The 25,298-nt window shown below is 34.5% G+C and carries 14 protein-coding genes; 12 read left to right on the top strand and 2 right to left on the bottom strand.

What is annotated here, in order from left to right; genetic code table 11:
- Positions 1-45: 45 nt before the first annotated feature.
- From NLM59_RS09170 to NLM59_RS09120, 11 genes are all read left to right on the top strand, one after another.
- Positions 46-762 (top strand): NUDIX hydrolase, encoded by a 717-nt coding sequence (locus tag NLM59_RS09170; RefSeq protein WP_304417479.1) that lies wholly within the window; start codon positions 46-48, stop codon positions 760-762.
- 70 nt (positions 763-832) lie between these two features.
- The gene (locus NLM59_RS09165) at positions 833-3,670 is read left to right on the top strand and encodes an alpha-amylase family glycosyl hydrolase (RefSeq protein WP_304417478.1); all 2,838 of its coding nucleotides are present in this window, start codon (positions 833-835) and stop codon (positions 3,668-3,670) included.
- A gap of 141 nt (positions 3,671-3,811) precedes the next feature.
- Entirely contained in the window at positions 3,812-5,464 is a 1,653-nt protein-coding gene (gene lnt, locus NLM59_RS09160; protein ID WP_304417477.1) for an apolipoprotein N-acyltransferase, read from the top strand.
- Between the two features lie 2 nt (positions 5,465-5,466).
- Entirely contained in the window at positions 5,467-10,128 is a 4,662-nt protein-coding gene (locus NLM59_RS09155) for a T9SS type B sorting domain-containing protein (protein ID WP_304417476.1), read from the top strand.
- 123 nt (positions 10,129-10,251) lie between these two features.
- On the top strand, positions 10,252-14,433 hold the full coding sequence (locus NLM59_RS09150) for a T9SS type B sorting domain-containing protein (protein WP_304417475.1): 4,182 nt from the start codon (positions 10,252-10,254) through the stop codon (positions 14,431-14,433).
- Positions 14,434-14,678: 245 nt separating this feature from the next.
- Positions 14,679-14,915 (top strand): 50S ribosomal protein L28, encoded by a 237-nt coding sequence (gene rpmB, locus NLM59_RS09145; protein WP_304417474.1) that lies wholly within the window; start codon positions 14,679-14,681, stop codon positions 14,913-14,915.
- A gap of 12 nt (positions 14,916-14,927) precedes the next feature.
- The gene (gene rpmG, locus NLM59_RS09140; RefSeq protein WP_304417473.1) at positions 14,928-15,110 is read left to right on the top strand and encodes a 50S ribosomal protein L33; all 183 of its coding nucleotides are present in this window, start codon (positions 14,928-14,930) and stop codon (positions 15,108-15,110) included.
- 8 nt (positions 15,111-15,118) lie between these two features.
- Entirely contained in the window at positions 15,119-15,271 is a 153-nt protein-coding gene (locus tag NLM59_RS09135; protein ID WP_304417472.1) for a DUF4295 domain-containing protein, read from the top strand.
- Positions 15,272-15,404: 133 nt separating this feature from the next.
- Complete coding sequence (ftsY, locus tag NLM59_RS09130; RefSeq protein WP_304417471.1) at positions 15,405-16,370, top strand: signal recognition particle-docking protein FtsY; 966 nt, start codon at positions 15,405-15,407, stop codon at positions 16,368-16,370.
- Positions 16,371-16,445: 75 nt separating this feature from the next.
- Positions 16,446-17,978 carry a glutamine-hydrolyzing GMP synthase gene (gene guaA, locus NLM59_RS09125; RefSeq protein WP_304417470.1) on the top strand — a complete coding sequence of 511 codons (1,533 nt, stop codon included), beginning with the start codon at positions 16,446-16,448 and terminating at the stop codon, positions 17,976-17,978.
- Between the two features lie 90 nt (positions 17,979-18,068).
- Positions 18,069-18,923, top strand: coding sequence for a DUF2911 domain-containing protein (locus NLM59_RS09120; RefSeq protein ID WP_304417469.1), 855 nt, complete (start codon positions 18,069-18,071; stop codon positions 18,921-18,923).
- A 73-nt stretch (positions 18,924-18,996) separates the two neighbouring features.
- On the opposite strand, the gene NLM59_RS09115 is transcribed toward NLM59_RS09120, so the two are convergent.
- On the bottom strand, positions 18,997-20,676 hold the full coding sequence (locus NLM59_RS09115) for a sodium:solute symporter (RefSeq protein ID WP_304417468.1): 1,680 nt from the start codon (positions 20,674-20,676) through the stop codon (positions 18,997-18,999).
- A gap of 125 nt (positions 20,677-20,801) precedes the next feature.
- Complete coding sequence (locus NLM59_RS09110) at positions 20,802-23,231, bottom strand: PIG-L family deacetylase (protein WP_304417467.1); 2,430 nt, start codon at positions 23,229-23,231, stop codon at positions 20,802-20,804.
- A gap of 394 nt (positions 23,232-23,625) precedes the next feature.
- Here NLM59_RS09110 and NLM59_RS09105 point away from each other — a divergent pair, with 394 nt between their 5' ends.
- Positions 23,626-25,206, top strand: coding sequence for a GEVED domain-containing protein (locus tag NLM59_RS09105; RefSeq protein WP_304417466.1), 1,581 nt, complete (start codon positions 23,626-23,628; stop codon positions 25,204-25,206).
- Positions 25,207-25,298 lie beyond the last annotated feature (92 nt).

Below are 25,298 nucleotides of genomic sequence, written 5' to 3'. Positions count from 1 at the left end.
GTGGCAAAGGTTGAATATAATAAGATATATTTTACCTTTGTGTAAATGCAACGCCCAATAACTGTGAGTGAAAGAAACTTTTTGAATATTTCAGTTGATTGTGTTGTTTTCGGCTTCGATGACAACCAGTTAAAAGTATTATTGATAGAACAAGATAAATTAAGCGAGACACACATTCCTATGTCTGCTCTTCCTGGAGATCATGTTTATATTGGAGAGGATCTAGATGAAGCAGCTAATCGCGTTTTAAAAGAACTTACCGGAATTCAAGGATTATATCTTAAGCAATTTCATGCTTTTGGGAATCCAAACCGAACCAAAGGCGAGAAGGATTCTCAATGGTTGAGACAGGTAAGAAAAGACCCTGATGCTCATATTGTTACTATTGGTTACTATTCGCTAGTTAGAATGGAAGACTTCAACCCTGTAGCTTCTTCATTTGCTAAAAATACAGATTGGGTAGATGTAAATGACATTCCAGACTTGGCTTTTGACCACAATGAGATTTTAGATTATGCTTTAGAGCATTTAAGAGCTGACACAGAAAATAATCATATTAGTTTTGAGTTACTGCCTAAGAAATTCACCTTAGGTCAATTACAACAACTTCATGAACTGATTTTGGACAAAAAACTCGATAAGAGAAACTTTAGAAAAAGCATTAAAAAGCTAGATGAGTTAATTCCTCTAAACGAGAAGCAAACTGGCGTTTATCATAAGCCTGCACAACTCTACTCTTTCGAGCGCAACGAGGATAAATAGTATTTTCTCGACTTGGTGTACATGGTACACATATTTTTGTATATTTGTTTGACATCCAATAATTTAATAGATGAAAAATATTTATACATTTTTTGTATTCCTGCTATTTGTAGGCCTACAAGCTCAGCAACAGGAAGTTTCATTTACTGTCACTCCAACTAATTTTGCAGAAACTCAATCTATCACACTTAGCTTCGATGGTTCGAGTATTGATGAATCAGCCTGGGAAGTTACAAACAATGCACTCTATTTATGGTCGTGGTCATTTGATTTAAATGACAGCAACTCGATGGATTGCCCTACCAATGGTAGTTGGACAAATTCTAATGAGGCAAATCGCTTAACTTATAATTCAAGTAACGATACCTATAGCATTTCATTCGTTCCAACAGAATTTTACAACAGAACGGGGATTGGAAAAATCGGTTTTCTAGTAAAGGCTAAAAATGGAAATGGAGACAAAAAGTCTCAAGATATGGAAGCTGAAGTAGGTTTATTTCAATTAAACTTAATTCAGCCACAGTCCAATGAAAATGTTGAAATTAATACAGGAGAATCTATTAATGTTCAAGCGAGCACAACGGTAGATGCTACTTTTGAATTATCATTAAACAACAACTTAGTTTACGAAACCTCATCTGCTTCTACTACTTTTAATTACTCATTTTCTCCGTCTGAAAGCGGAAACGTAAAACTAAAAGCAACAGATAATTCAGGGTATACATTAGAAGACAACTTTAATGTAAGCATTATTCCAGCTGACCAAGTTGCTCCTATTCCAGCTTGGATAGTGCCAGGAATTAATTATCATCCTAGCGACCCTTCAAAAGTTGGTCTAGCACTTATTGCCCCAGGAAAAAACTATGTTCATGTTATTGGAAGTTTTAATAATTATCAAATTAATGATGATTATGTAATGAATAAAGATTCAGAAAATGAGGAATTATTTTGGATTGAATTAACGGATTTAAATCCTGGAGAGTTATATACTTTTCAATATAGAACAAATGATAATATTAAAGTAGCCGATCCATATTCGCCAATTGTTTTATCACCTTATGATGATCAATGGATAGAAAGTTCTACTTATCCAAACATGCCGACCTACCCAAGCGGACAAGACTTTGAAGTTTCTGTTTTTCAGACCAATCAAACCTCATATTCATGGCAAGTTGAGAATTTCGAGAAACCAGCCATGGAGGATTTAATTGTATATGAAGTATTAATTAGAGACTTTACAGAAGAAAAAAACTTTCAATCCTTAATTGATAAAATAGATTACATAAAAGATTTAAATGTTAACGCCATTGAGTTAATGCCGATTATGGAATTTGATGGAAACCAATCTTGGGGATATAATCCTTCCTTCCATTATGCGTTGGACAAAGCTTACGGAACTCAAGATAAATTTAAAGAATTTGTGGATGTTGCCCATCAAAATGGCATAGCTGTTATTTTGGATATTGCTTTAAATCATGCTACTGGAAGAAGCCCTTTGGTTAGACTTTGGAATGTAGATGATAACGGAGATGGCTATGGTCCAGTAAGAGAGGATAATCCATATTTCAATACCAGCCCAAGACACTCATATAATGTTTTTGAGGACTTCAATCATCAATCGGAGTATACTAGATATTATGTTCAACGAGTGGTTCAGCATTGGATTAATGAATATAAAATTGATGGATTTAGATGGGATCTTACTAAGGGATTCACTCAAAATTGTACTACAAACGATGAGGCTTGTACGAATGCATATCAACAAGATCGTGTTGATGTTTTAAAAATGTACGCGGACTATCAATGGGATGTTGACGAAACCTCTTATGTGATTTTCGAACATTTAGGAACTTCAGCTGAAGAAGCAGAATGGGCGAATTACCGAGTGGACGAAGGAAAAGGGATTATGACTTGGAATAACTTGAATAATGCCTTTAACCAAAACACTATGGGGTATTCGAGTAACAGTAATTTTAATCGAATTAACCATGCAAATCAAGGTTTTACGGAAAAGAGATCTCTTAGCTATGGAGAAAGCCATGACGAAGAAAGATTAATGTTCAAAAACCTGGAATACGGAGCTTCTAGTGGAAGCTATAATGTGCAAAATTTAGCTACCGCATTAGAAAGACAGAAAGCATTTGGCGCTGTGTTTTTCACAGTTCCAGGACCTAAAATGATTTGGCAATTTGGTGAGTTAGGCTATGATTTTGGAATCAATAGATGTGAGGACGGAACCTATAGCAATGATTGTCGTTTAGCACCAAAACCAGTGGCATTTTCATTGAATTATGATACAGATGCTAATCGTACGGCTGTTTATGATACTTGGGCACAAATTATTGCATTGAGAAACAACAATGAAGTCTTTAAAACCAATACCTATACAGTTGAATCAGGAAATTTATTACCAAAGATTCATATTTGGAATAACTCAATTCCGAACTCTCGCTTAAACAAAGTTATTGTTTTAGCTAATTTTAAAACTACAACCTCTGTGGTGACACCAAATTTTGAGAATACAGGAATGTGGTATAATTTATTAGACAATACAGGCTTTAGTGTAACAAGCACTAACCAAACAGTAACCTTATTACCAGGCGAGTTTTTAATTCTAGGGAATCAACCTGCTAACACATTAGGTGTAGAAGAAGTTGAACTTGATTCAGATTTTGATTTTCAAGTTTTAAATAATCCAGCAGATAACGGTGTAATAAAAGTTAAATACAATACAAGCCAAAAGGCAACGTTTAGTCTATATGATTTACAAGGAAAGCTTCTTAAGACTAAGAAAGTAGATGCTGGAAACGGTCAATTAGATATTTCGAGTAGCTCGAAAGAGAATGTTTATATATTGTTATTTGATGATCAAATAAATCGCAAATCTGAAAAGATTTTAATCAAATAATTAATTATTAATACCTATAAGACCATCATTTTGAATAAATCATTCTTTATGATGGTTTTTTATTTAGGAAATAATAATTTTAACGTTTAAATTTCATACTTTCAACTTTGAATTTTTCATAATTCTTATATCTTTGCTCACATGTGGAAATCTGTACTATTAGCTACAATCACGGGTTTATTACTAGCATTATCTTGGCCAACATTAGGTTTTCCAGGATTACTGTTTGTTGCTTTTATCCCTTTATTAATAATAGAAAAACAGTTTTCAGATGCTCCTTTCAAGAGAAAAAGCCTTAAGATATTCTTATTGTCTTGGTTGTCATTTATAATCTGGAATGCATTAGCATATAGATGGTTATACTTTGCAAAGCCACAGATTGGTGCAACCGCTATGGAAAATCAACAAGCTATGATAGCTTATTTTTTCCCAGTGATTTTAAACTCACTTTTCATGGCGATTGTGTTTATAGCTTATCACTTTATAAGAAAGAAACACGGTGAATGGTATGGATTTGCTTTTTTACCTGCCTTTTGGATGGCTTTTGAAAAGCTTCACTTGAATTGGGATTTTTCTTGGCCATGGCTCAACCTAGGTAATGGATTTGCTTCCTATTACAAATGGATTCAATGGTATGATTTAACCGGTACATTTGGAGGTACACTTTGGGTTTGGGTAGCTAATTTAATTTTGTTTAAAGCTATCATGCTTTACTTAGAGCATGGGAATAAGAAATTAATGAAGAAGCTAATCATTGCATTTATGCTTGTCGTACTTCTTCCAATTGGAATTTCTTATTTAACTTATTATAATTACGAAGAAAAAGGAGAAGAAATAAATGTAGTAGTTATTCAGCCTGAGCTAGATCCTTATAGAGAAAAATACGAAAAATCTAGTGCTCAGATTCTACAAGAAATCATAACAGAAGGAGAAAAAGTAATGAGCCAAGATATTGACTTGATTGTTACTCCCGAAACATCTTTCCCAGGAAGAGAAGATGTGGTTATGAACAATCTCCAAATGGATCCTAATATTATTAAACTAAATCAATGGATTTCTAAATATCCAAAAGCAGTTTTTATTGGAGGTACAAGCATGGTGGAGTTCACCAACGCAACCCAAGCACCTAATCTAACGTCTATACCTTATAAAGATGATGTTTGGGTGAATCGATATAATTCTGCAGTACAATTAGAAAACCAAAACGATTCTATTCTCTTCTATCATAAATCTAAATTGGTAGTTGGAGTGGAATATTTCCCTTATCCCTCAATTTTGAAACCTTTACTTGGCAGTCTAATGCTTGATTTTGGAGGCAGCACCTACTCCCTCACTAAGTCACAAAACAAAACCAATTTTGTGAATCAACAAAATTCAGCAGAGATTGCACCAACCATATGCTATGAATCCATTTATGGCGAATTCACCAGTGAATTTGTTAAAAATGGGGCTAATTTAATTAGCATCTCAACCAATGATTCTTGGTGGGGAAATACCGATGGCCATCGTCAATTCTTGGATTATGCAAGACTTCGTGCGATCGAAAACAGACGTAGCGTTGCGCGTTCTGCAAACAGTGGTATTTCTGCATTTATTAATCAGCGTGGAGATGTTATAGAAAGCTTAGCTTACGAAAAACAAGGCGCTTTGTCTGGAACGCTAAAAATGAACACCGAAATTACGAATTACAGTACTACAGGTGATTTTCTAGCAAGAATGGCATTAATTGTGTCAAGTATTATTCTAGCTTATGCTTTCGCAGCTAAGTTGCTTAATAAAGACAAAAAGGTTTAAAAATGCGTAAAAGTCTCAGTTTATTCGCCTTATTCATTTCCCTAATTATTCTAGGGTTTAATGTTGATTTCTTTACGACCATGGCCCCCATGGAAGAGGCTATGAACCCTGAGATTAGAATTGCTGGCTCTACTGAAACTGAGATCAATTGTGAGGTAGCTAATCCGAATGACCAATTTACTTTTGAGGTTGATTATACCGACACAAGATCTACTGAGAGTTATGAAATGAACGCAATTCCTTATGCTCCATTAATTGATTTTAATGATGTAGCCAACCTAGGAACTGAGATAAACTTTAATGGTATTGATAAATTCTCCCCAACTATTAGCTTTTTTTCATTTAGTTTTTTCGATGAAACAACCTCTGAGTTAGCTATTGGTGAAAATGGAGTTATTTCTTTAGACCCACTTCAAGGTGGCGATATTAACTTAAGATATCCATCTGCCGATATTCCCAACTCGAATTTAACTAGAAACTCAATCTTTGCATCTCATTATGATTTACGAATTGATGAACTACCAGGAGCTTCAGTTTACTATAATATTATTGGGACCTTCCCTGCAAGAAAAATGGTTATTACTTATGTAGATGCTGAAGTATTCTATTGTACAGACAACCGAACTACTTCAGTTCAAGTTGTTTTAGAAGAATTAACCAATAAGATTCAAATTTTTATAAAAGATAAAGTTTCTGCCTGTGGAGCCATTACAAATGCTGTTGTTGGGATTCAAGATAAGTACGGTACGCTAGGTTATTCTCCTATGGGAAGAAATTATTCTGATGGAAACTGGACCGCACAAAACGAAGCCTATGAGTTTAAACCCAACGGCGCACGTACTCCAAGTATAGCTTGGATTGAAGGTGATTATACGCCAAATGATCCAGGAAATAATATTATTGGAACAGGAGAGCAAATTACAGTAAATGCAGATTTATCTAATTTGCAATATACAGTTGAAGTAAGGTACCCCAACTACAGAAATCAACAAGGAGAAATAGTAGATTTAATTCTGCATGATGATATTCCGGTTTCGCCATTCTATCCTATAGCTTTGGACGATCAAGTTATAATGTGTAGTAACACGGTAAACTTAAATGATTATAATAATTACGTTTCATTAAATCCCGCAGGAAACTTTACAATAACTTACTATTATGATGAGGGTTTAACTAATCCGATTCCAAATCCAACCAACTTTAGTTTCACAGGAGATTCCATTACAATTTATGCACAAGTAGCGTACGACGGTACATGTTATGATGTTTCTAGCTTACAGATTTCCTCTGTACTAGGTTTCTTGCAAATCGATCCGAATAACTTGGAACTATATATATGTGACAATGTAGATAGTAATAATTTAGAAGGCGTTGAAAACAATCATGCTGTAACTGATTTAGATGAATACTTATTTGGAAACATACCCAATGGTGATATTAACTATTATAGCTCATCTACTTCTACAACCCCTATCAATCAGTTAAATATTACAGATGGAACTCAAGTTTGGGTTGATGTTTTAGTTCAAGGAGCGAACGGCTGTAGGACACCAAGAATTGGGCCTATCACGATTCGATTTTATGATGTTCCTGAATTCTTAAGTATTCCGAGTAATTTGGAACTTGTTTTATGTGATAAGGACTTTAATTATAGAGAAGAATTTGACGATAATCAAACTTGGCAAAGTTTCTTAGCTGACAATGGTTTGGTTACAAACGACCCTAATCATACTATAACGGTATATGAAACGGAAGAAGATGCCATAGCTGGCACCAATGCTTTAACACAGGTTACTATGGATCAATCTGATGTTACTTACAGCCCAAGAAATAATTCTCGCGAAGCGCAACTTTTTATAAGAATTGAAGATGAAAATGGATGTTTTTCTATTAAAGAAATTACGGCTAGAATTAGATTTTATGGGGTAAAAGCTACCGATACACCTCTTTTCAATTTTTGCGTGAATGAAGGAACGAGTATTCCTGTAGATTTAAGTTGCTTTTTGGCAAATGCAGACTTTAATAATGATGGGAACTTCAGTGAAGGAATGTTTAATCAAATCTATTTTGAAGATGGTACTACTTCTAACGATATAAACGATGTATATAATATCTCCTATCATAACACCGAAGCTGATGCGAAAGCCGGCATAAATGAAATTAGTGAAAATCAAACTATTACTACAACGGATGTTGGAAATAAAACATTTTATGTAAGATTTACGTTGTGCGAATCTTGTACTGCTGATGGTGATGATTGTTATACTGTCAAGAAAATAAGATTTCGAGTTGTTACTACTAAACCAAATACGCAAGTAGTTGATGTTTGTTACGAGAATGAAAATTCAACTTTTGTCCCTAATCTTAACATCTTTAATCTTCAACTATTTGACAATCCAAATTCTTATACCATTGAATATTACGAAACTCAAAATAATGCCAATAACCAAACAAATCAGATAACTGAATATACATTTACAGGCAATAACTTTTTATGGGTTCGTATTAAATCTAACTTAAACTTTAATGGAACTTCTTGTTTCGATAATCCCGTAAACCCTTGCGTTGGAATTTATAGAATCCAATTTGTATTTGGTGCTCAAATAGAGGCTATCGACTTTCCTGAGCAGCAAATTCATGGGGTTTGTGATAATAATGCTGATGGAGAAGAATTATTTGATGTTACTATTTTTGAAGAGGATATTTTTGAAGGTGAAGCAACTTTTGAATATTTCAATAATTTAAATGAAACTACACTAGTTTTATCTCGCCCTATTAATGATCCAACACAAGTTCTATTTACTGGAACTGATGGGAGTGCTACCAAAACTATTTACGCTAAATTAAATTTTGATGATAGTTCATGTTATCAAATTGTTAGACTAACCATTACACTGAATTTCATTCCTCCTATTTTAACTGAGAATGCATTTCTATGTGCTTGTTTACCAAACCCGGGACAATATGCTACTTATGACTTAACACAAGCCGTTGAATCCATGTTTTCAACTGCCAATGCGCAAAATGGAAATGAATTCGATAATATGGTTATAACTTATCATAACTTCTATAATAATGCATTAGAAGGCACAAATGAAATTTTAAATGTTCAAAATTACTCTTCTATTCGTGGAAATGAAGAAATCTTTGTTCGTTTTTATTCTCCAGAGAGTTCTTGTTACTCCGTAGATACTTTGACACTAAAAAACCTAGTTCTTCCTGTTCCAATTCCAGGAGTTTTCGATGTGTGTGATACAAATATTAATGGCAAGCCCGATATTATTTTTAGTGATTTAGACAATATTGTTATGCCTAATAATACAGAAGGATATTTCTTTAGTTATTATTGGACTTATGAAGATGCTGAAAATGCAGTGAACCCAATTATTTCTACTGAAGGTGCGGTAGCCCCAATTGATTTCTTCTATGAATTCAATACTTTACCTGAGAAAGTATTTGTTCGAGTTGATTCTGATAATGGAGAATGTCCAGAAAGCGCATTTCAAAGTGGAAACATTTGTAGTGGCATTAATGAAGTAATCTTAAATATTGGAGAAGATTTAAATATAAATATTACAGAATTTGATTTACCTCCAGTTTGTGATACTTTCGATGAAACAGGAGAAATTGATAACCCTAGTTATAATGATGGAATTGCTGATGGAATTGATTTAACTCAAAATGAAGCTGAAATCATTCAAGCCACCGGAGCCAACGTTGGTGATATTAGACTTCTGTATTATGAAAACTTAAATGATTTAGAGACGGACATTTATCCTTATGGAAATAATGTGATAGAAGATCCTTCTAACTTTACAAACATCAACAGTCAAGGCCTTCCTATTGAGCAAGTTTATGTAAAAATCGAATACAACAACAATGATTTCTGCCCTATTTATGTCATATTAAATATTACAGTTCTAAATGGTCCCGAGTTATTTCCAGACGAAGTATATTATGTTTGCCCGAACAGTACAGTAGATATAAGCCTTGACATTCCAATAGGTGAGGATGTTGCTAATTATTCATTTGAATGGACGCTTCCAGATGGAACTGTTGTTACAGATCAATACGAATTACTAAATGCAACACAAGTTGGGGTATACTCAGTAAGAATTACTGATAACAGAACGAATTGCTCCTCGCCGAGCATGAGCTTTACGGTTCAAGAAATTGATCCTCCTCAAATTCTTAGTTTAGTAGTTGAAAATGAATCATCCATAACAGTAATAGCAACAGGATTTAGTGATTTACCTTTGGAATACTCGTTAGATGGAGTTAACTTTCAAAATAGTAATACTTTTCATAATTTGGAACCTGGCCTATACACAGTTTGGGTAAGGTATATTTATAATAATAGAATGTGTTTAAGTGATCCAAAAAGCACTATATTAATTGAAATATTTAATGTAATTACTCCGAATGGAGATGGCTATAATGATTGCATCACGTTTGAGAACCTCCATGTCTTTGGGAATGATAATACAACATTAATCATGTATGATAGATATGGAAAAGTTATCTTCTCTGAAAAGAGCAATTCTATTATAAAATGGTGTGGATATTATGGTGGTAGAGTATTACCAAGTACAAATTATTGGTTTAAATTAATTATTCCAGATGGAAGAGAAAAAACAGGTTATATAACGTTAAAAAATTACTAAATTCGAAGTTCTATTAGATTTAGCTTTTATTAAGCATTAGTTTAAAGAATATTCAAAAAAAGAAAAACTCAAGTGCGTCTTAAGACTTTATTTTTATACATCAATATACTCTTCATATACACAATGTATGGACAGCAGTGTCTCGATGTAGAAGCATCATCCACAAATGGTATAAATCCAATAACTATAGATTGTGATTATACATTTGCAGGAGAGGTATGTATTGACTTAGAGGTAAATTACACAGAAATATCATCAACTGAATCCTATGATTATGCTTCCATTCCTTTTAACCCAGCAATTCCTTTCAATCAAGGCACAGCACTAACCCCAAATCTCCCACTAGATGATGGTGTGGTAGATGATAAATTCTCTGAAGCGATACCTTTAGGTTTCTCATTCTGCTTTTATGATCAAAATTTTACAGAAATAGTAATAGGTACGAACGGTATTCTAACTTTCGACCTAGATGAGGCCGGAGCAGACGCTCCCTCAGGCATATCTGAAACAAATCCCAATTCAGCATTAATTGATAATGCCATATTTGCTGTACAACATGACTTAATTTTTGATACTTCTACCTCTTCTGAAATTTATTACTCTACAATTGGAACAGCTCCATGTAGACAATTTGTAGTTAACTTTTATGAAGCTGCCGTTTTTGGATGTCCAGAGAAAAGCACGATTCAAGTTGTTTTGCATGAATTCACGAATGAAATAGAAGTTCATATATTGGATAAGCCCGAGCATTGTGATAATGGTAGAAACGGTAATGCTTTATTAGGAATCATGAATGGAGATGGAACCCAAGGCGTTTCCCCACCCAATAGAAATACTAGTGAATGGGGAGCAAGCAATGAATCGTGGAGCTTCTTTCCAACAGGCAACACTCCTCCCAATATTGTTTGGTATGATGATAATGGGGAAACCGTTGGGAACGGAGAACAAATCAGTGTTTGCCCCACTAGGAATACCACCTATACCGTTGAAGTACAATATCAAAGCTGCGAAGGAAATACACTTTTTGGGACTGATCAAATTAATGTAAATTATGCAGCAGAGTTTCCTATTGTAGAAAATGACTCAATTTATATTTGTGATGAAGATAACAACGGTTCAGAGACTATCACGCTTGCTGATTTAAATGAGACAATTTCACTTAATAGTATTAGTAATTTTATTTTTACTTATTATGCTAGTGAAAGCGATGCTAATAGCCTTCTGAACCCAATAACAACATTAACCGTAACTGAAGACACTGTATTTTACGTTCACATTGCCAATGCCTCTAACCCCAATTGTTTTACAATTACACCTATAACGATTAGTTTTACTGCTGCAGAATTAGGGCAAATGTCTATTCAGATGTGTGACAATAATAATGATGGAGTCGAACCCAATGTTAACTTAACTAGCTATATCAATAATCTTTTAAATAACATTAATTACGTTGGTTATTCTATTCACTTAAATGAAAATGATGCTATCAACGAAGTTAATGAAGTTACTCAAGCTGACTTGACTTCTAGTTCAACTTTATGGGTAAATCTTCAAATTTCTGAGCAATGCAATCAGATTGTTGGGCCTATTACAATTAGATTTCTGTCTGCTCCACCTGATAGAACGGCGGATACCCTAGTATATAACGACTGTGATATAAATTTCAACCATAGAGAGCCATTTGATTGGGCTACAGAAATACCCAATGTGATGGATATTTTTCCTGGTGAAACCTTCACAGTTCATACGAGTTTGGCAAATGCTAATAGTAACTCGGGTAGACAAACACAAATTGCTGATAATGTGAATCCATACTATGTGAGAATTCTAAATGCAAACGGATGCTATACTGTGGTTGAAGTTCCCGTAGATGTAGAATTTTATGGAGTTGACGCAGTTGATATTACAGAAAACATTTGTTTTGATGGTTTCCAAGACATTACAGTCAACTTGAACGATTACTTAGAGGATATGCTTATCGATCCATTAGAGGGTGTGGATATTTCATTATATGCAACGTATGCAGACGCTGAAGGTCATGTTATAGAAAACATCATCGACCCTATTCAAACAATTACAGAAGATGGCTATCATGTGTTAACTACCTTTTATGTTCGTTTTCAAATCAGTGAAGATTGTTATACAGTAAGAGCAATTAAAATAAGATTAGTTCACCCTATTCTAATGGAAAACCCTTTGAATGTATGTGATATTTTTAATGATGAAAGTGAAGAAAATACTTTAAGCATCTACGATAGCTATATATTAGGTGATCAGGTTGGTACAGTAAAATATTTCTTAACTGAAAATGATGCTACCAACAATCAAAATCAAATTCAATCCTACACATTTACAGGGAATGTTACGTTATATGTACGTATTGAAAGCTACGGTTGTGTAGAGACATACCCAGTAGACTTTCAGCTCACATCTGTCATCCCCTCGGAAAGCCTAACTATAGAATTGGGTGAGGTTTGTGACACCAACGAAAATGGTCTAACAGAATTAGACCTTTCTACCTTTGAATCCGAAATTTATACGGGCCCACAGGAGGTTAGTTTTAATTACTACGAAGACTATAATCCATTAACCCAGGAGCTAAGTTCTCCCATAACTAACCCTGAACTTTATCCAGTGACAGGAGATATTGTGTTTTATGTGGAAATAGTTGAAGAGAACGCAATTTGTAGTGGAATTTCTGAGATTCATATTAACATAAATTTCTCACAGCCTTTCGAGATATTACCCGCAGAACTATACACATGTGATTTTGAATTTGATTTGAATGAGGAATTCAATTTAGACGATGCTCTTCCACAAATAACTGCAGAACTTACTGATTTTGAACCTGGTTTATATACTATCAAGTACTACAAGTCTATGGAGGATTTAGAAAACGGAGTAGACAATGTAGGCCCTATTTTCACTCCTAATTCCGCTACTTATCATATTTATGTAGAATTTTTTAATGACTTAACAGGTTGCTCCGCAGTTGAAATACTCACCTTATACACTGTCGGTGCTCCTAAACCTGTCGCTAGTTCTACTGGGGTTTGTGACAATAATATTAATGGACTATATGATTTAGATTTAAATATCCTTGGTGGTTTAGTTATGGAAGGTAATACAGAAGGTTATATCTTCACTTACCATCTGAGCCAAGAAGATGCAATTGATAATAGGGGTGCATTAGATTCAAGTGTTATTTACGAAGCAGATCCATTTCCGGATAGAATTTGGGTAAGAGTAGAAAATGCTTTGGTAGAGGATTGTTTTGATGTCAATTATGTCAATATGATCTTTAACCCATTAACCGAAATTGAAGAACATGAATTGTATCAATTTAGTTGTGATATTGATAATGATGGCTACTCAGATTTTGATTTAACATTTGTAGAAGAGTTTTATCCCACCTCTGAATACACACTTGCTTACTACGAAACTTTACAACAAGTAAATGATTTTGCTGCACCGATTGAAAACCCGAGTGAATTCATCAATACGGTGGCCAACAATCAGGAGATTATTGTTGTGATTAGTTCAGAGAATACCTGCCCTATTTATACAACTTTGGAATTAGAAGTAATTCCAACACCACGTGTTCGATTAGAGACAGCATTTTTCTGCCCTGGGTATACAACTGATGTAGTTCCTGAAGTATTAGATCCTTCTGCCAATTATAGCTACGAATGGGTAAATAGTTCCGGCGAAGTCGTTTCAACAGAATTTATTTTAACCGATATTGGTGAAGAAGAGACCTTTACTCTTTGGGTTACTGATGTTGATTTCCCTGAATGTAAAACCCCATTTGAAGTAGAGGTTCGCTCCTATCAAGATCCAGTGATACAATCAATTATTGTCGAAGGAAATACCATTACAGTTATAGCTACCGGAAGTTTCCCTATTGAATATTCAATGGATGGAATCAATTGGCAAGGACTAAACTACTTTACCGACCTTCCCGTTGGGCCACATACTTTCTGGGTAAGATATATTGCAGAAGGTTGTGTAAGTGACCCTAAACGAGGTTTAATCTTAAACATTCCTAATGTTATAACGCCAAATGGTGATGGATACAATGATTATATTAGAGTTGATGATTTAGATGTTTTCGAAGGAGCTTATAGTACATTTCAGATTTATGATCGATATGGCAAAATGATTTTCCAAGAGCAAAGCAATACTTTTGTTCAATGGGATGGTAAATATTTAGGTCGAGTTCTTAATTCAACTGACTATTGGTATGTACTCATTTTACCAGATGGAAGAAAATACAGAGGTCATTTTACTGTAAAAAATTATTAGAAAATAGATTTGAAATATAAAATATTCATTATCTTTGCGACTTCCAATTTTAAGGCCATACCCACCTTAATAACTGATTCTCAAATAATAGTATAAGAAGTTAACACGAATTTCCTTTGGAAGTTCTGAATTTTTAAGTTTTTAATTTTTAAGAACTTAGTAAGATTTATAAAATATAGCGAATCTGGTTTGCAAGACACAAAAATAATTTGTTACTTTGCACTCCGTTTTAAAAACGAAAAATCATGTCACGAGTTTGTCAAATAACAGGTAAGAAAGCACAAGTAGGAAACAAAGTTTCTCACGCCAACAATAAAAGCAAAAGAAGATTCGAGGTGAATCTGCTTAAAAAACGTTTCTATGTACCATCAGAAGAAAAGTGGGTAACTTTAAAAGTATCTGCTAATGGTTTAAAAACCATCAACAAAATTGGTATCGAAGAAGCTATGGAGCGTGGACGTAAAAATGGTTTAATCAAATAATAGTATTGTATCATGGCAAAAAAAGGGAATAGAGTACAAGTAATTTTAGAATGTACTGAACATAAAGAAAGTGGAATGCCGGGAACTTCTCGATACATTACTACTAAGAACAAAAAGAATACTCCAGATAGAATGGAAATCAAAAAATTCAATCCTATCTTGAAAAAATATACACTTCATAAAGAAATTAAATAATCTAAATCATGGCTAAGAAATCAATTGCAACACTACAGACAGGTTCAAAGAAACTTACCAAAGCTATCAGAATGGTTAGATCTCCTAAAACTGGAGCTTACATTTTTGAAGAGAGAGTATTAAATGCTGATGATGTTAACGACTTTTTAAACAAAAAGTAAGAAACTCAGTAATTAAAATATTATACAAGTCGTTGCGTATACGTAGCGACTTTTTTGTATTTTTAACTTTTATATTTAACAATAGTTCGAATTGCATCAAGCTTATATTCGAAATACGTAATTCGATTAGAAAATGAGTTGGTTTAAAAGAGTCTTAGGAAAAGAAAAAAAGGAAACTTTAGATAAAGGTTTAGAGAAAACTAATCGCTCCTTTTTAGATAAAATGAGTCGTGCCGTTGTGGGTAAAACCAAAGTGGACGACGAAGTTTTGGATGAACTAGAAGAAATTCTTATTACTTCAGATGTCGGGGTAGAAACAACCATTAAAATCATCAACCGAATCGAAGAGCGTGTTGCTAGAGACAAATATGTTAACAGCAGTGAGTTAGATAAAATTCTTCGAGAAGAAATTATGGGATTGCTTTCAGAGAACGAAAGCTCAAATTTCGAAGGTCTGTCTATCCCTACTCTACCCAACGGTGATCCTTATGTAATTATGGTAGTTGGTGTGAATGGTGTTGGTAAAACGACTACTATTGGTAAACTTGCCTACCAACTTAAATCTAAAGGTAAAAAAGTAGTTCTAGGTGCTGGTGATACCTTTAGGGCTGCCGCTGTTGATCAACTTCAAATTTGGAGTGATAACACTGGAGTTCCTATCATTAAACAAGCTATGGGTTCTGATCCTGCTTCAGTGGCATACGACACGGTACAATCTGCTAAAGCTCAAGGTGCAGATGTAGTTCTACTAGATACTGCGGGTAGATTACATAACAAAATCAACTTGATGAATGAGTTATCTAAAATCAAACGCGTTATGCAAAAGGTAATTCCTGATGCTCCACACGATGTTATGTTAGTTTTAGATGGTTCTACTGGACAAAACGCATTCGAACAAGCCAAACAATTTACACAAGCTACAGAGGTTACATCTTTAGCCATCACAAAACTTGACGGTACTGCCAAAGGTGGTGTAGTTATCGGTATCTCAGACCAATTCCAAATTCCAGTTAAATATATTGGTGTTGGAGAAGGTATGGATGACTTACAAGTGTTCAACAAAGCTGAGTTTGTAGATAGCTTCTTTAAAAAGAATTAATTTTATAGAAATAATTAAAAAAACAACATATCGAACCATGGCCAAAAGCCATGGTTTTTTATTAAATTCGCTTCCATGAAAAATAGCATTATTGTTCTTGACTTTGGGTCTCAATACAACCAACTCATAGCACGCCGAGTTCGTGATATGCAAGTTTATGCAGAGGTAATTCCATGTACTGCCTCCATCGAAGAAATTAAATCACATCAACCTGCTGGTATCATACTTTCGGGTGGACCATCTTCTGTTTTTGCTGAAGATGCTTTCACTGTTCCAAAGGAAATTTATGACCTTGGCATTCCTGTTTTAGGAATTTGCTATGGTATGCAACTTACCGCTCATTTACTTGACGGAAAAGTAAGCAAAGGTGCCAAAGGTGAATATGGTAAAGCAGATTTTCATTTAACTCAATCTGGTAAATTATTCAAAGGCTTTCCTGAGCAGTCTACAGTTTGGATGAGCCACTTTGACGAAGTAGCTAAAGTCCCTGAAGGTTTTACTGTTTGTGGTAGATCTGAATCAGATATTGCAGCTTTTTATAACGAAGAGAAAAATATTTATGCGGTTCAATTTCATCCAGAAGTTTCGCATACCGAACACGGAACTCAACTGATTGAGAACTTTGTTTTTGATATTTGTAAATGTGAGAAGAATTGGAAATTAACCAATTATATCGATCACCAAATTCAATCAATTAAAGAGAAAGTTGGTGATAAAAAAGTTATCCTTGGATTATCGGGCGGAGTTGACTCTTCTGTGGCTTCAGTTTTAATTCATAAAGCTATTGGCGACCAATTGACTTGTATTTTTGTTGATACAGGTTTAATGCGCTTAAACGAAGGAGATTTAATCATGGAAGCTTATGGTAAACATTTCGATATTAACATCATTAGAGTAGACGCTCAAGAAAGATTTTTATCTAAACTTAAAGGAGTAAGCGATCCAGAGAAGAAACGTAAAATCATTGGTCATGAGTTCATTGAAGTTTTTGATGAAGAATCAGCAAAAATTGAAAATGCATCTTTTTTAGCGCAAGGAACAATTTACCCAGATGTGATTGAATCTCAATCTATAAAAGGTCCTTCTGCCACTATTAAATCCCATCACAATGTGGGTGGTCTACCAGAGGACATGAAACTAGAATTGCTTGAACCTCTTCGTGAATTATTTAAAGACGAAGTTAGAAAAGTAGGTGTTGAATTGGGAATTTCTCCAGATTTAGTATACCGTCATCCTTTCCCAGGTCCTGGTTTAGGAATTCGAATTTTAGGCGAAGTTGATGCTGAAAAAGTAGAAATCTTACAAAAAGCTGATGCTATTTTCATTGAAGAACTTCACAAAAATGATTTATACAACTCCGTAAGTCAGGCTTTTGTCGTTTTATTACCTGTTAAATCTGTTGGAGTAATGGGCGACGAAAGAACTTATGAATACACTTGTGTAGTTAGGTCTGCTGACACCATTGATTTCATGACAGCTACTTGGTCTAAATTACCTTATGAAGTATTAGAAAAAGTGTCTAATCGAATCATCAATGAGGTGAAAGGAATTAACCGTGTAGCTTATGATATTTCGAGCAAACCACCTGCAACAATTGAGTGGGAATAAGAAGATATTTGATTCAAAACTAGCTTTTAATAAGATTTAATCTTAAATAAAAGTGATTCAAATTTTGTATCTTTTCAAAAATTTAAAAGAATGAAAAAAACAATTTTATCTGCCGCGATTATATTCGGCCTTGCATTTACGAATGCACAAGTTAAAACGCCTCAGCCAAGTCCTGCAGCTAGTGTAACACAAACGGTTGGATTAACAGAAATCACTGTTGATTATTCTCGTCCTTCAGCTAAGGAGCGTAAAATATTTGGAGATATTGTTCCTTTAGGTTCATTATGGAGAACTGGAGCAAACTCTGCAACAAGCATCGAATTTTCTACGGAAGTTAAGTTTGGTGGAGAAAGCGTAAAGCCAGGAAAATATGCGATTTATACCGTTCCACGTGGAGATCAATGGGAGGTTTATCTTTATTCAGACACTGAAGTTTGGGGAGCTCCAAAAGAGTTAGATAAAAAATTAGTTGTAGTTGCTACCAAAGCTCCATCTCAAAAAATGGAACCACGTGTTGAAAGCTTCACCATTGGATTCGACGATTTAAGAGACAAGAGTGCTAATTTAGTGATGGCTTGGGAAAACACAATGGTGAAAGTTCCTATTGCTGTAGAGCCACATGAAGAGGTAATGAAAAGTATTAAATCTACGATGAGTAAAGACCCTAGCGCCAATGATTTTGCTGCTGCTGGTACTTACTTCTATCAGAACAACATGGAGCTTAAAACTGCTTTAGAATACATGACAAAAGCACTTGACGCTAGTCCAAAAGCATTCTGGCATATGTCTACGAAAGCAGAGATTCAAGCAGCTCTTGGAGACTACAAAGGAGCAATGAAAACAGCTGAGGAGGCCTTAGGTTTAGCTAAAGAAGCCGATTATGCTGCTTACATTCAAAAGAACGAAGAAAATCTTAAAAAATGGCAAAACGCTAAAAAGAAATAATATTTTCTAAAAACTTAAAAGGACACTTAAATTTATTTTAAGTGTCCTTTTTTATGTCTTTATTTTAGAGATTTTAAGCTCTACTTCTAATTTTTTCTACTCCGCCTATTCCTCCTTGTACGATAGTAGCCACTAAAATCATTAATAAACACCCAATTGGGTTCAACCAAAGAAACTCTAATTCAATCTTATCATATTCATTTAAAAAGTATAACAAGATAATGATTGGTTCAACAATCAATATACTCGTCATTGTTGCACGTCCACCAATTTTAGGGAATAAAAATGCGATCGCAAATACGCCTAAAATTGTTCCATAGAATAAGGAACCAATAATATTTACTGCTTGAATTAAGTTCTCAAAAAGACTTGCATTCACAGCAAAAAATATGGCAACTGCTCCCCAAAAAAGCGTAAACCATCTAGATGCTGCTAAGTATTTTTTATCTGAAATATTAGGAGCGAAATTTCTTTTATAAATATCCACCACTGATGTTGTTGCTAGTGCATTTAACTCCGACGAAGTAGAACTCATAGCTGCAGATAAAATCACCGCAATCAATAAACCTACAATTCCGGTAGGTAAATAGTTTAATATATAATAAATGAATACGTAGTCTTTATCGTTCGCTTCAATTGTAGGTGCCTTGGTTTGAATTACCGTTTTTAAATCATCTCGAAGTTGAGTCTCTTGCTTTTCAAACATAATAATATCCTGTAAAGCTTCTTGGGAATCATTAATTTTCCAATCGGTAATCGCCTGTTGTTTTAAATCATACGCTGCATTATATTGATCTTGAATCTCAATAAACTCTGCATCATCTTGCAAAACTACTTCTGTCATTGGATTGAAATGCAATGGCGTTTTTTCGAATTGAAAAAAGATAAAAACCATAACACCCGTTAACAAGATAAAGAACTGCATCGGTATTTTAAACAATCCATTAAATAATAATCCTAAACGCGCTTGCTTCAGACTTTTTCCAGTTAAATAACGTTGAACTTGACTCTGATCTGTTCCAAAATAGCTAAGAAATAAGAAGGTTCCACCTAAGAAAGCCGACCAAATATTGTAACGATTGTTTAAATCAAATTCAAAATTAACAGCTTCTAATTTCCCCATTTCTCCAGCTAAACTCAGGGCTTCTCCAAATTTCATTGGCAATCCATTTACAATTAAATAGAAAGCTAAAAACATTCCCACGAAAATCACTATCATCTGCTGCTTTTGCGTTTGACTCACGGCCGACGTACCACCAACCAACGTATAGATAATCACCGTAATCCCGATAACTAAATTGGTGTATAGGAGATTCCATCCCAAAATGGTAGAAAGTATAATCGCAGGTGCGAAAATGGTAATTCCAGCCGCTAAACCACGTTGAATAAGGAATAAACAAGCCGTAAGAATCCTCGTAGGCAAACCAAAGCGTTTTTCTAGGTATTCGTAAGCCGTATATACTTTCATTTTAAAGAAGCGCGGCAATACAAAAATACTTAGAATCACCATCGCCAGCGGAAGACCGAAGTAAAACTGAACAAATCCTAATCCATCATGAAATGCCTGTCCAGGAGTAGATAAGAAAGTAATCGCGCTGGCTTGGGTGGCCATAATACTCAAACCAACCATCCACCATGGATTATCTTTACCACTTAAAAATGAAGTCGAACTTGCTTTTCTGGTTTTCCAAATTCCATAAACAACAATAAAAACCAATACCGAAATGAGTACTATCCAGTCTAAATTCTTCATGCGTATACATTTTGAAAGATAACTAAACCTATAATCATCAATAGGTTAAGAACTAATAATATGATGTATATCTTATTCCAATTTACCTCCTTTTCCTTCTGTTCCATATTTAATAGTACTTAAAATTAATTTTCACCTAAAGCTAACATATTCATCAATAATCTATAAGCTCCAGGAACTCCAGCTGGTAATTGTCTGAAAAACGAAATCCCTGTATAAACAAAATGTCCTTTCCCATGTTCAGCTACCAACAACATACCTTGTTTTGGCTCCTCTCCGGTGTCGTTTCCTTCTAATAAAGGTGTAAACTGTTTATCCCAAGAATCTGCAAAATACAAACCTCTTTCTTGCACCCAATGAGCAAAATCTCGATGTGTTATTTTATTTGGGTAATTAAATATAGAGTGCTTTGGTTCTAATATTTTTAACTCGGCATCTTCTTCAGAAATTCTGTCTCTACCTAATTTCAAAGGATAGGGTGCAATTTCTTCGGTCACCAAACCACGATTGGTATTGTATTGCACAATCACTACTCCACCCTTTTCCACAAAGTCAAATAAATCATTTTTAATAAAACTCAATTTATCTAATGTGTTAAACGCACGAATTCCAATCATCATTACATCATAATTCTCTAAGCTTGCGCGATTCCATAAATTAATGTCTAACTCATCTACTTCCAAACCAACTTCTCTTAAGTTAGCAGGAATTTCATCTCCCGAACCTTGAATATAAGCCAACTTCACATTTGGTTGATTAAAATCAAGATTGCCCAGTCTGGTGGAAGCATCTCTTAATCTAATTTGACGCTTAATATGATCGTAATTGACTATATCTAATGATTGCCTATAAGTCTTTGTTCCAGATGTAACCACAGCACTTAGAACAGCAGTCTCAGCATTCTCTTTAGGCTGAACATTGAACCTAAACTTTCTTGTTTCGCCAATTGGACCTGTTGTATAAGTCTGTGCCGGCGAAACCTTCCAATCATTATTAGTTTCTAATTGAATTTTAACTTCTTGACCTTCTACAAAACTTGTAACTGCAAGCTTAATAGCTTTCTCTGCATCATTAAAAATGAAATTTTCTTGTGCAAAATTCGCTACAAATGGAGGAACCACGTAAAATGGTTCATAAATCTCTCCGATGGCTGGATCTACATATTTTTGTTGAAGAGGAAGTTTAAAATTAAAATCTTGCCCAGCGATATTTAATGTGATTGGATAAGTAACAGGATTTAAAATCTCGGCTTGTCCAATGTCTGTTAAATGATCAATATTATAAAGCGCATTATTAGTTTTATTAACTAACCAATAAGGCGTATCGAATTTATCTTGCTGTAATTTAAAATCAATCTTTGATTTAAAAGCCTCGTTAACAGCTACTGAATTCTCTTGATTTTGTGTCTTAAAAATCAATTTTTTGTTACCTCTATTGCTCACTTCTAAATGAGTTTGAACTAGCTCACCATTAGTTCCAAAGGCAGCAGGAATGGTCCATTCCATGTGGATTCCATTGATATCAAGCAGGAGGTTTTTGATTTGATTTAATTTAATTTCATCGACCTTTTCCTTTAAGGCTAAATTATATAAGGCTACTAATTCCTTCGTTGATTTTTCTGGTGATTTAAAATCATAGTTTTGAATGATTTTATCAATTTTAGTCTGGATTTTCTTGTTTTTCCAGCCTAAATCAATTCCTTGGAACATATCATTGTTAGTAGGCATGGTCCCTTTTAAAAGTTTTAACCACTCTATCTGAGATCCACGCTCGGTAGCCATTCCAAAACCTTGACAAGCATGTTTACTACGGCTAATTGCTGAAATCTCATTGTTAGACATCCCTAATAGAGGAAAATATGTACCAACATCTACAGAAAGCATCCCGGTTTTATCGGCTTGTTCAAACTTCTCTTGGCTACCATAAAACCACCAACTGGTATTAAAGAACATACGCTTAACTTGCCAAGTAGAAACATATTTTAATTGCTCTGGAAACGCATTTTTATCGGCCGCTAAATCAAAAGCTTCCATAGCCAAAATTGCAGAAGCTGTATGGTGTCCGTGGGTATCGCCGTTAGAATCTGGACTAAATCGTGTAATAATAAGCTCTGGTTTATTTTTACGAATTGCCCAAACAACATCAGCCAAGACTTTCTGTTTATCCCATATTTTCAATGTTTCGGTAGCTGTTTTGGAATACCCAAAATCCAGTGCTCGCGTAAACCATTGCCTACCTTTATCTACCTTACGAGCCTCTAGTAATTCTTGGGTTCGTAATAAACCTAGCATATCTCCTATTTCATTTCCAATTAGGTTTTGTCCACCATCGCCACGTGTTAAAGACAAATAAACCGCATCTAAATGCTGATCATTGGTGAGCCAAGATATGATTTTGGTGTTTTCGTCATCGGGATGTGCTGCTAAATACATGACACTTGCATTCTTTTGCAATCTTAGTAAGTCATGATAAATCTCTGAAGAAGAATTAGCTGTGGATTGTGCATAGAACGGACTCAAGCAAAGGATGAGTAACGCAAACATACTTCTTTTCATAGGTGTAAATATATATAAAATAAATATGATTTTGTAATACGTATTACTTTTGAAATGGCCAATACAACACGCTTGTTCAAGCTTTAAGATTATAAAATATAATGTATTGAGAAATAAAATATTGATGATAAATCTTTAAGCTATAACGATAAAAGTCAAACTTAAAATGAATATAAATTACATGCGTATTTCTTAATGTTTTTTACAAAAAAAGCTTTTCAACAAGCATTTTTAAAATTATATAAAAATATTTAACACGATTCTTTAAGATTTATTGAACTCATCATTAACATACCCTACGCTAAAGCAGACATTATTTGTAACTGAGTAATTTTGCCGTTGAAATCTTACGATATATTGATTAAATTTACGCTGAATTTTAAAATCAAATATTATGAAAAAATTTTTACTATTAGCAGGAGCTTTATTTCTTGCAAATGTAAACGGCCAAGTTTTCCAAGAAAATTGGGATGGAGATGGTCCGGGAGTTGCTGCATGGACTTTCATTGACAATGATGGAAATACCCCAGCAGAGCAAGTTAGTGATTTTCTAACTGCATGGGTTATTAAAGACCGAGGTGGTGAAGCACCTAATTATGGTGGCCCAGACGGAGACTTTGCTGCAGTCAGCACGTCTTTCTATGATCCTGCGGGACAATCTGATGACTGGATGATTTCGCCTGAAATTAGCATACCAGAAACGGGTGATATCTCCGTTAAGTGGGATGCTAAAGCACAAGACCCTGACTGGAGAGATGGATATAATTTAATGGTAGCTCCAAATGCTGGTACTACGATTGCTGATTTTACTGAAACTTTATTCAGCATTGCACAGGAAAACGGTGAATGGACAACTAGAGTATCTTCATTGGCAGATTACGCTGGTCAAACGATTCGTTTAGCGTGGGTTAACAATTCAACGGACATGTTTGTACTTTTAGTTGACAATATTTCTGTTGAAGAATTATCAGGAGAAACTCCAGATTGCCCAAGTTTAATTTCACCAGCTAATGAGGCAACAGATGTAGATGCTTCAGATGTAGTCTCATTCGCGTGGGAAGCTCCAACTACAGGAGGTGATGTTGAAAACTACACTTTCTTCATTGGAACAAGTATGGATGATATGATAAATATTGGTAATACTACTGAAACAACAATTAGCTTAACAGGTGTTCAAAATGATACAACCTATTATTGGTATGTAGTGGCAAATAACTTATTTGGAACTTCAGTGGAATGTGAAACTTTTAGCTTCACAACATTGCCTTCTGCATTCTCTCCTTATTGTGGACCTGTACAAATTACTAGTACAGTTGAAGCCATAACTTATGTCGGATTTGCAGGAATCGAAAATTCATCTGCTGTAGATAGTGAAATAGGGCACGAAAACTTTATTGATCAAGTTGGTACGGTAGAACCAGGTGAAACTTACCAAATTACATTAAAAGGTAACACCGAGGGACCTTATACTAATAGATTCGCTGTATTTATTGACTGGAATCAGGATGGTACATTCAGTGCAGACGAGACTTATCAAGTAACTGAGGAAATTTATAATTCTACAGGACTTGACGATATTCAGGCTGTACATGATATTATGGTTCCAGCGGATGCTATGTTAGGAGAAACTAGAATGAGAGTCAAGAAGATTTTTGGTACTACAGGATTACTAGACCCTTGTGCTGCTGCAACTTGGGGACAAGTTGAAGACTATACTGTTAATGTAAGTACATTAGGTACAAATGATTTAACATTGTCTAAGTTTAGTGTTTATCCAAACCCTACGAGCAAAGAGCTTAACATTAAAGGAACTGACGTTAAAAATGTAAAAGTTTATAATGTATTAGGTCAACAAATGAAAGTATTCAAATCGAATAACTCAGTAAATGTTGAGAATTTAGCTCCTGGTACTTATGTTCTTCAAGTAGAAGACATGCAAGGTCAAGTTAAAACTACCAAGTTCATTAAGAAATAATTTTATTTCAAATAAATGATAGAATCGCCCTAGCAATAGGGCGATTTTTTTTATTGGTTAAATTTATTGCTAACTCTTTATCTACAACAAAA

It is taken from the genome of Profundicola chukchiensis (genome assembly GCF_029664245.1).
Lineage (GTDB): Bacteria > Bacteroidota > Bacteroidia > Flavobacteriales > Weeksellaceae > Profundicola > Profundicola chukchiensis.
Note: the sequence above shows the minus strand (reverse complement) of the source record. Positions and strands in the feature narration are given on the sequence as shown.

Coding starts and splice junctions, on each gene's coding strand:
- NLM59_RS09110 (WP_304417467.1), bottom strand. CDS start 23,231: ATGAAAAGAAGTATGTTTGCGTTACTCATCCTTTGCTTGAGTCCGTTC.
- NLM59_RS09150 (WP_304417475.1), top strand. CDS start 10,252: ATGTATGGACAGCAGTGTCTCGATGTAGAAGCATCATCCACAAATGGT.
- ftsY (WP_304417471.1), top strand. CDS start 15,405: ATGAGTTGGTTTAAAAGAGTCTTAGGAAAAGAAAAAAAGGAAACTTTA.
- guaA (WP_304417470.1), top strand. CDS start 16,446: ATGAAAAATAGCATTATTGTTCTTGACTTTGGGTCTCAATACAACCAA.
- NLM59_RS09165 (WP_304417478.1), top strand. CDS start 833: ATGAAAAATATTTATACATTTTTTGTATTCCTGCTATTTGTAGGCCTA.
- NLM59_RS09120 (WP_304417469.1), top strand. CDS start 18,069: ATGAAAAAAACAATTTTATCTGCCGCGATTATATTCGGCCTTGCATTT.
- NLM59_RS09170 (WP_304417479.1), top strand. CDS start 46: ATGCAACGCCCAATAACTGTGAGTGAAAGAAACTTTTTGAATATTTCA.
- NLM59_RS09155 (WP_304417476.1), top strand. CDS start 5,467: ATGCGTAAAAGTCTCAGTTTATTCGCCTTATTCATTTCCCTAATTATT.
- NLM59_RS09105 (WP_304417466.1), top strand. CDS start 23,626: ATGAAAAAATTTTTACTATTAGCAGGAGCTTTATTTCTTGCAAATGTA.
- NLM59_RS09135 (WP_304417472.1), top strand. CDS start 15,119: ATGGCTAAGAAATCAATTGCAACACTACAGACAGGTTCAAAGAAACTT.
- rpmG (WP_304417473.1), top strand. CDS start 14,928: ATGGCAAAAAAAGGGAATAGAGTACAAGTAATTTTAGAATGTACTGAA.
- rpmB (WP_304417474.1), top strand. CDS start 14,679: ATGTCACGAGTTTGTCAAATAACAGGTAAGAAAGCACAAGTAGGAAAC.
- lnt (WP_304417477.1), top strand. CDS start 3,812: ATGTGGAAATCTGTACTATTAGCTACAATCACGGGTTTATTACTAGCA.
- NLM59_RS09115 (WP_304417468.1), bottom strand. CDS start 20,676: ATGAAGAATTTAGACTGGATAGTACTCATTTCGGTATTGGTTTTTATT.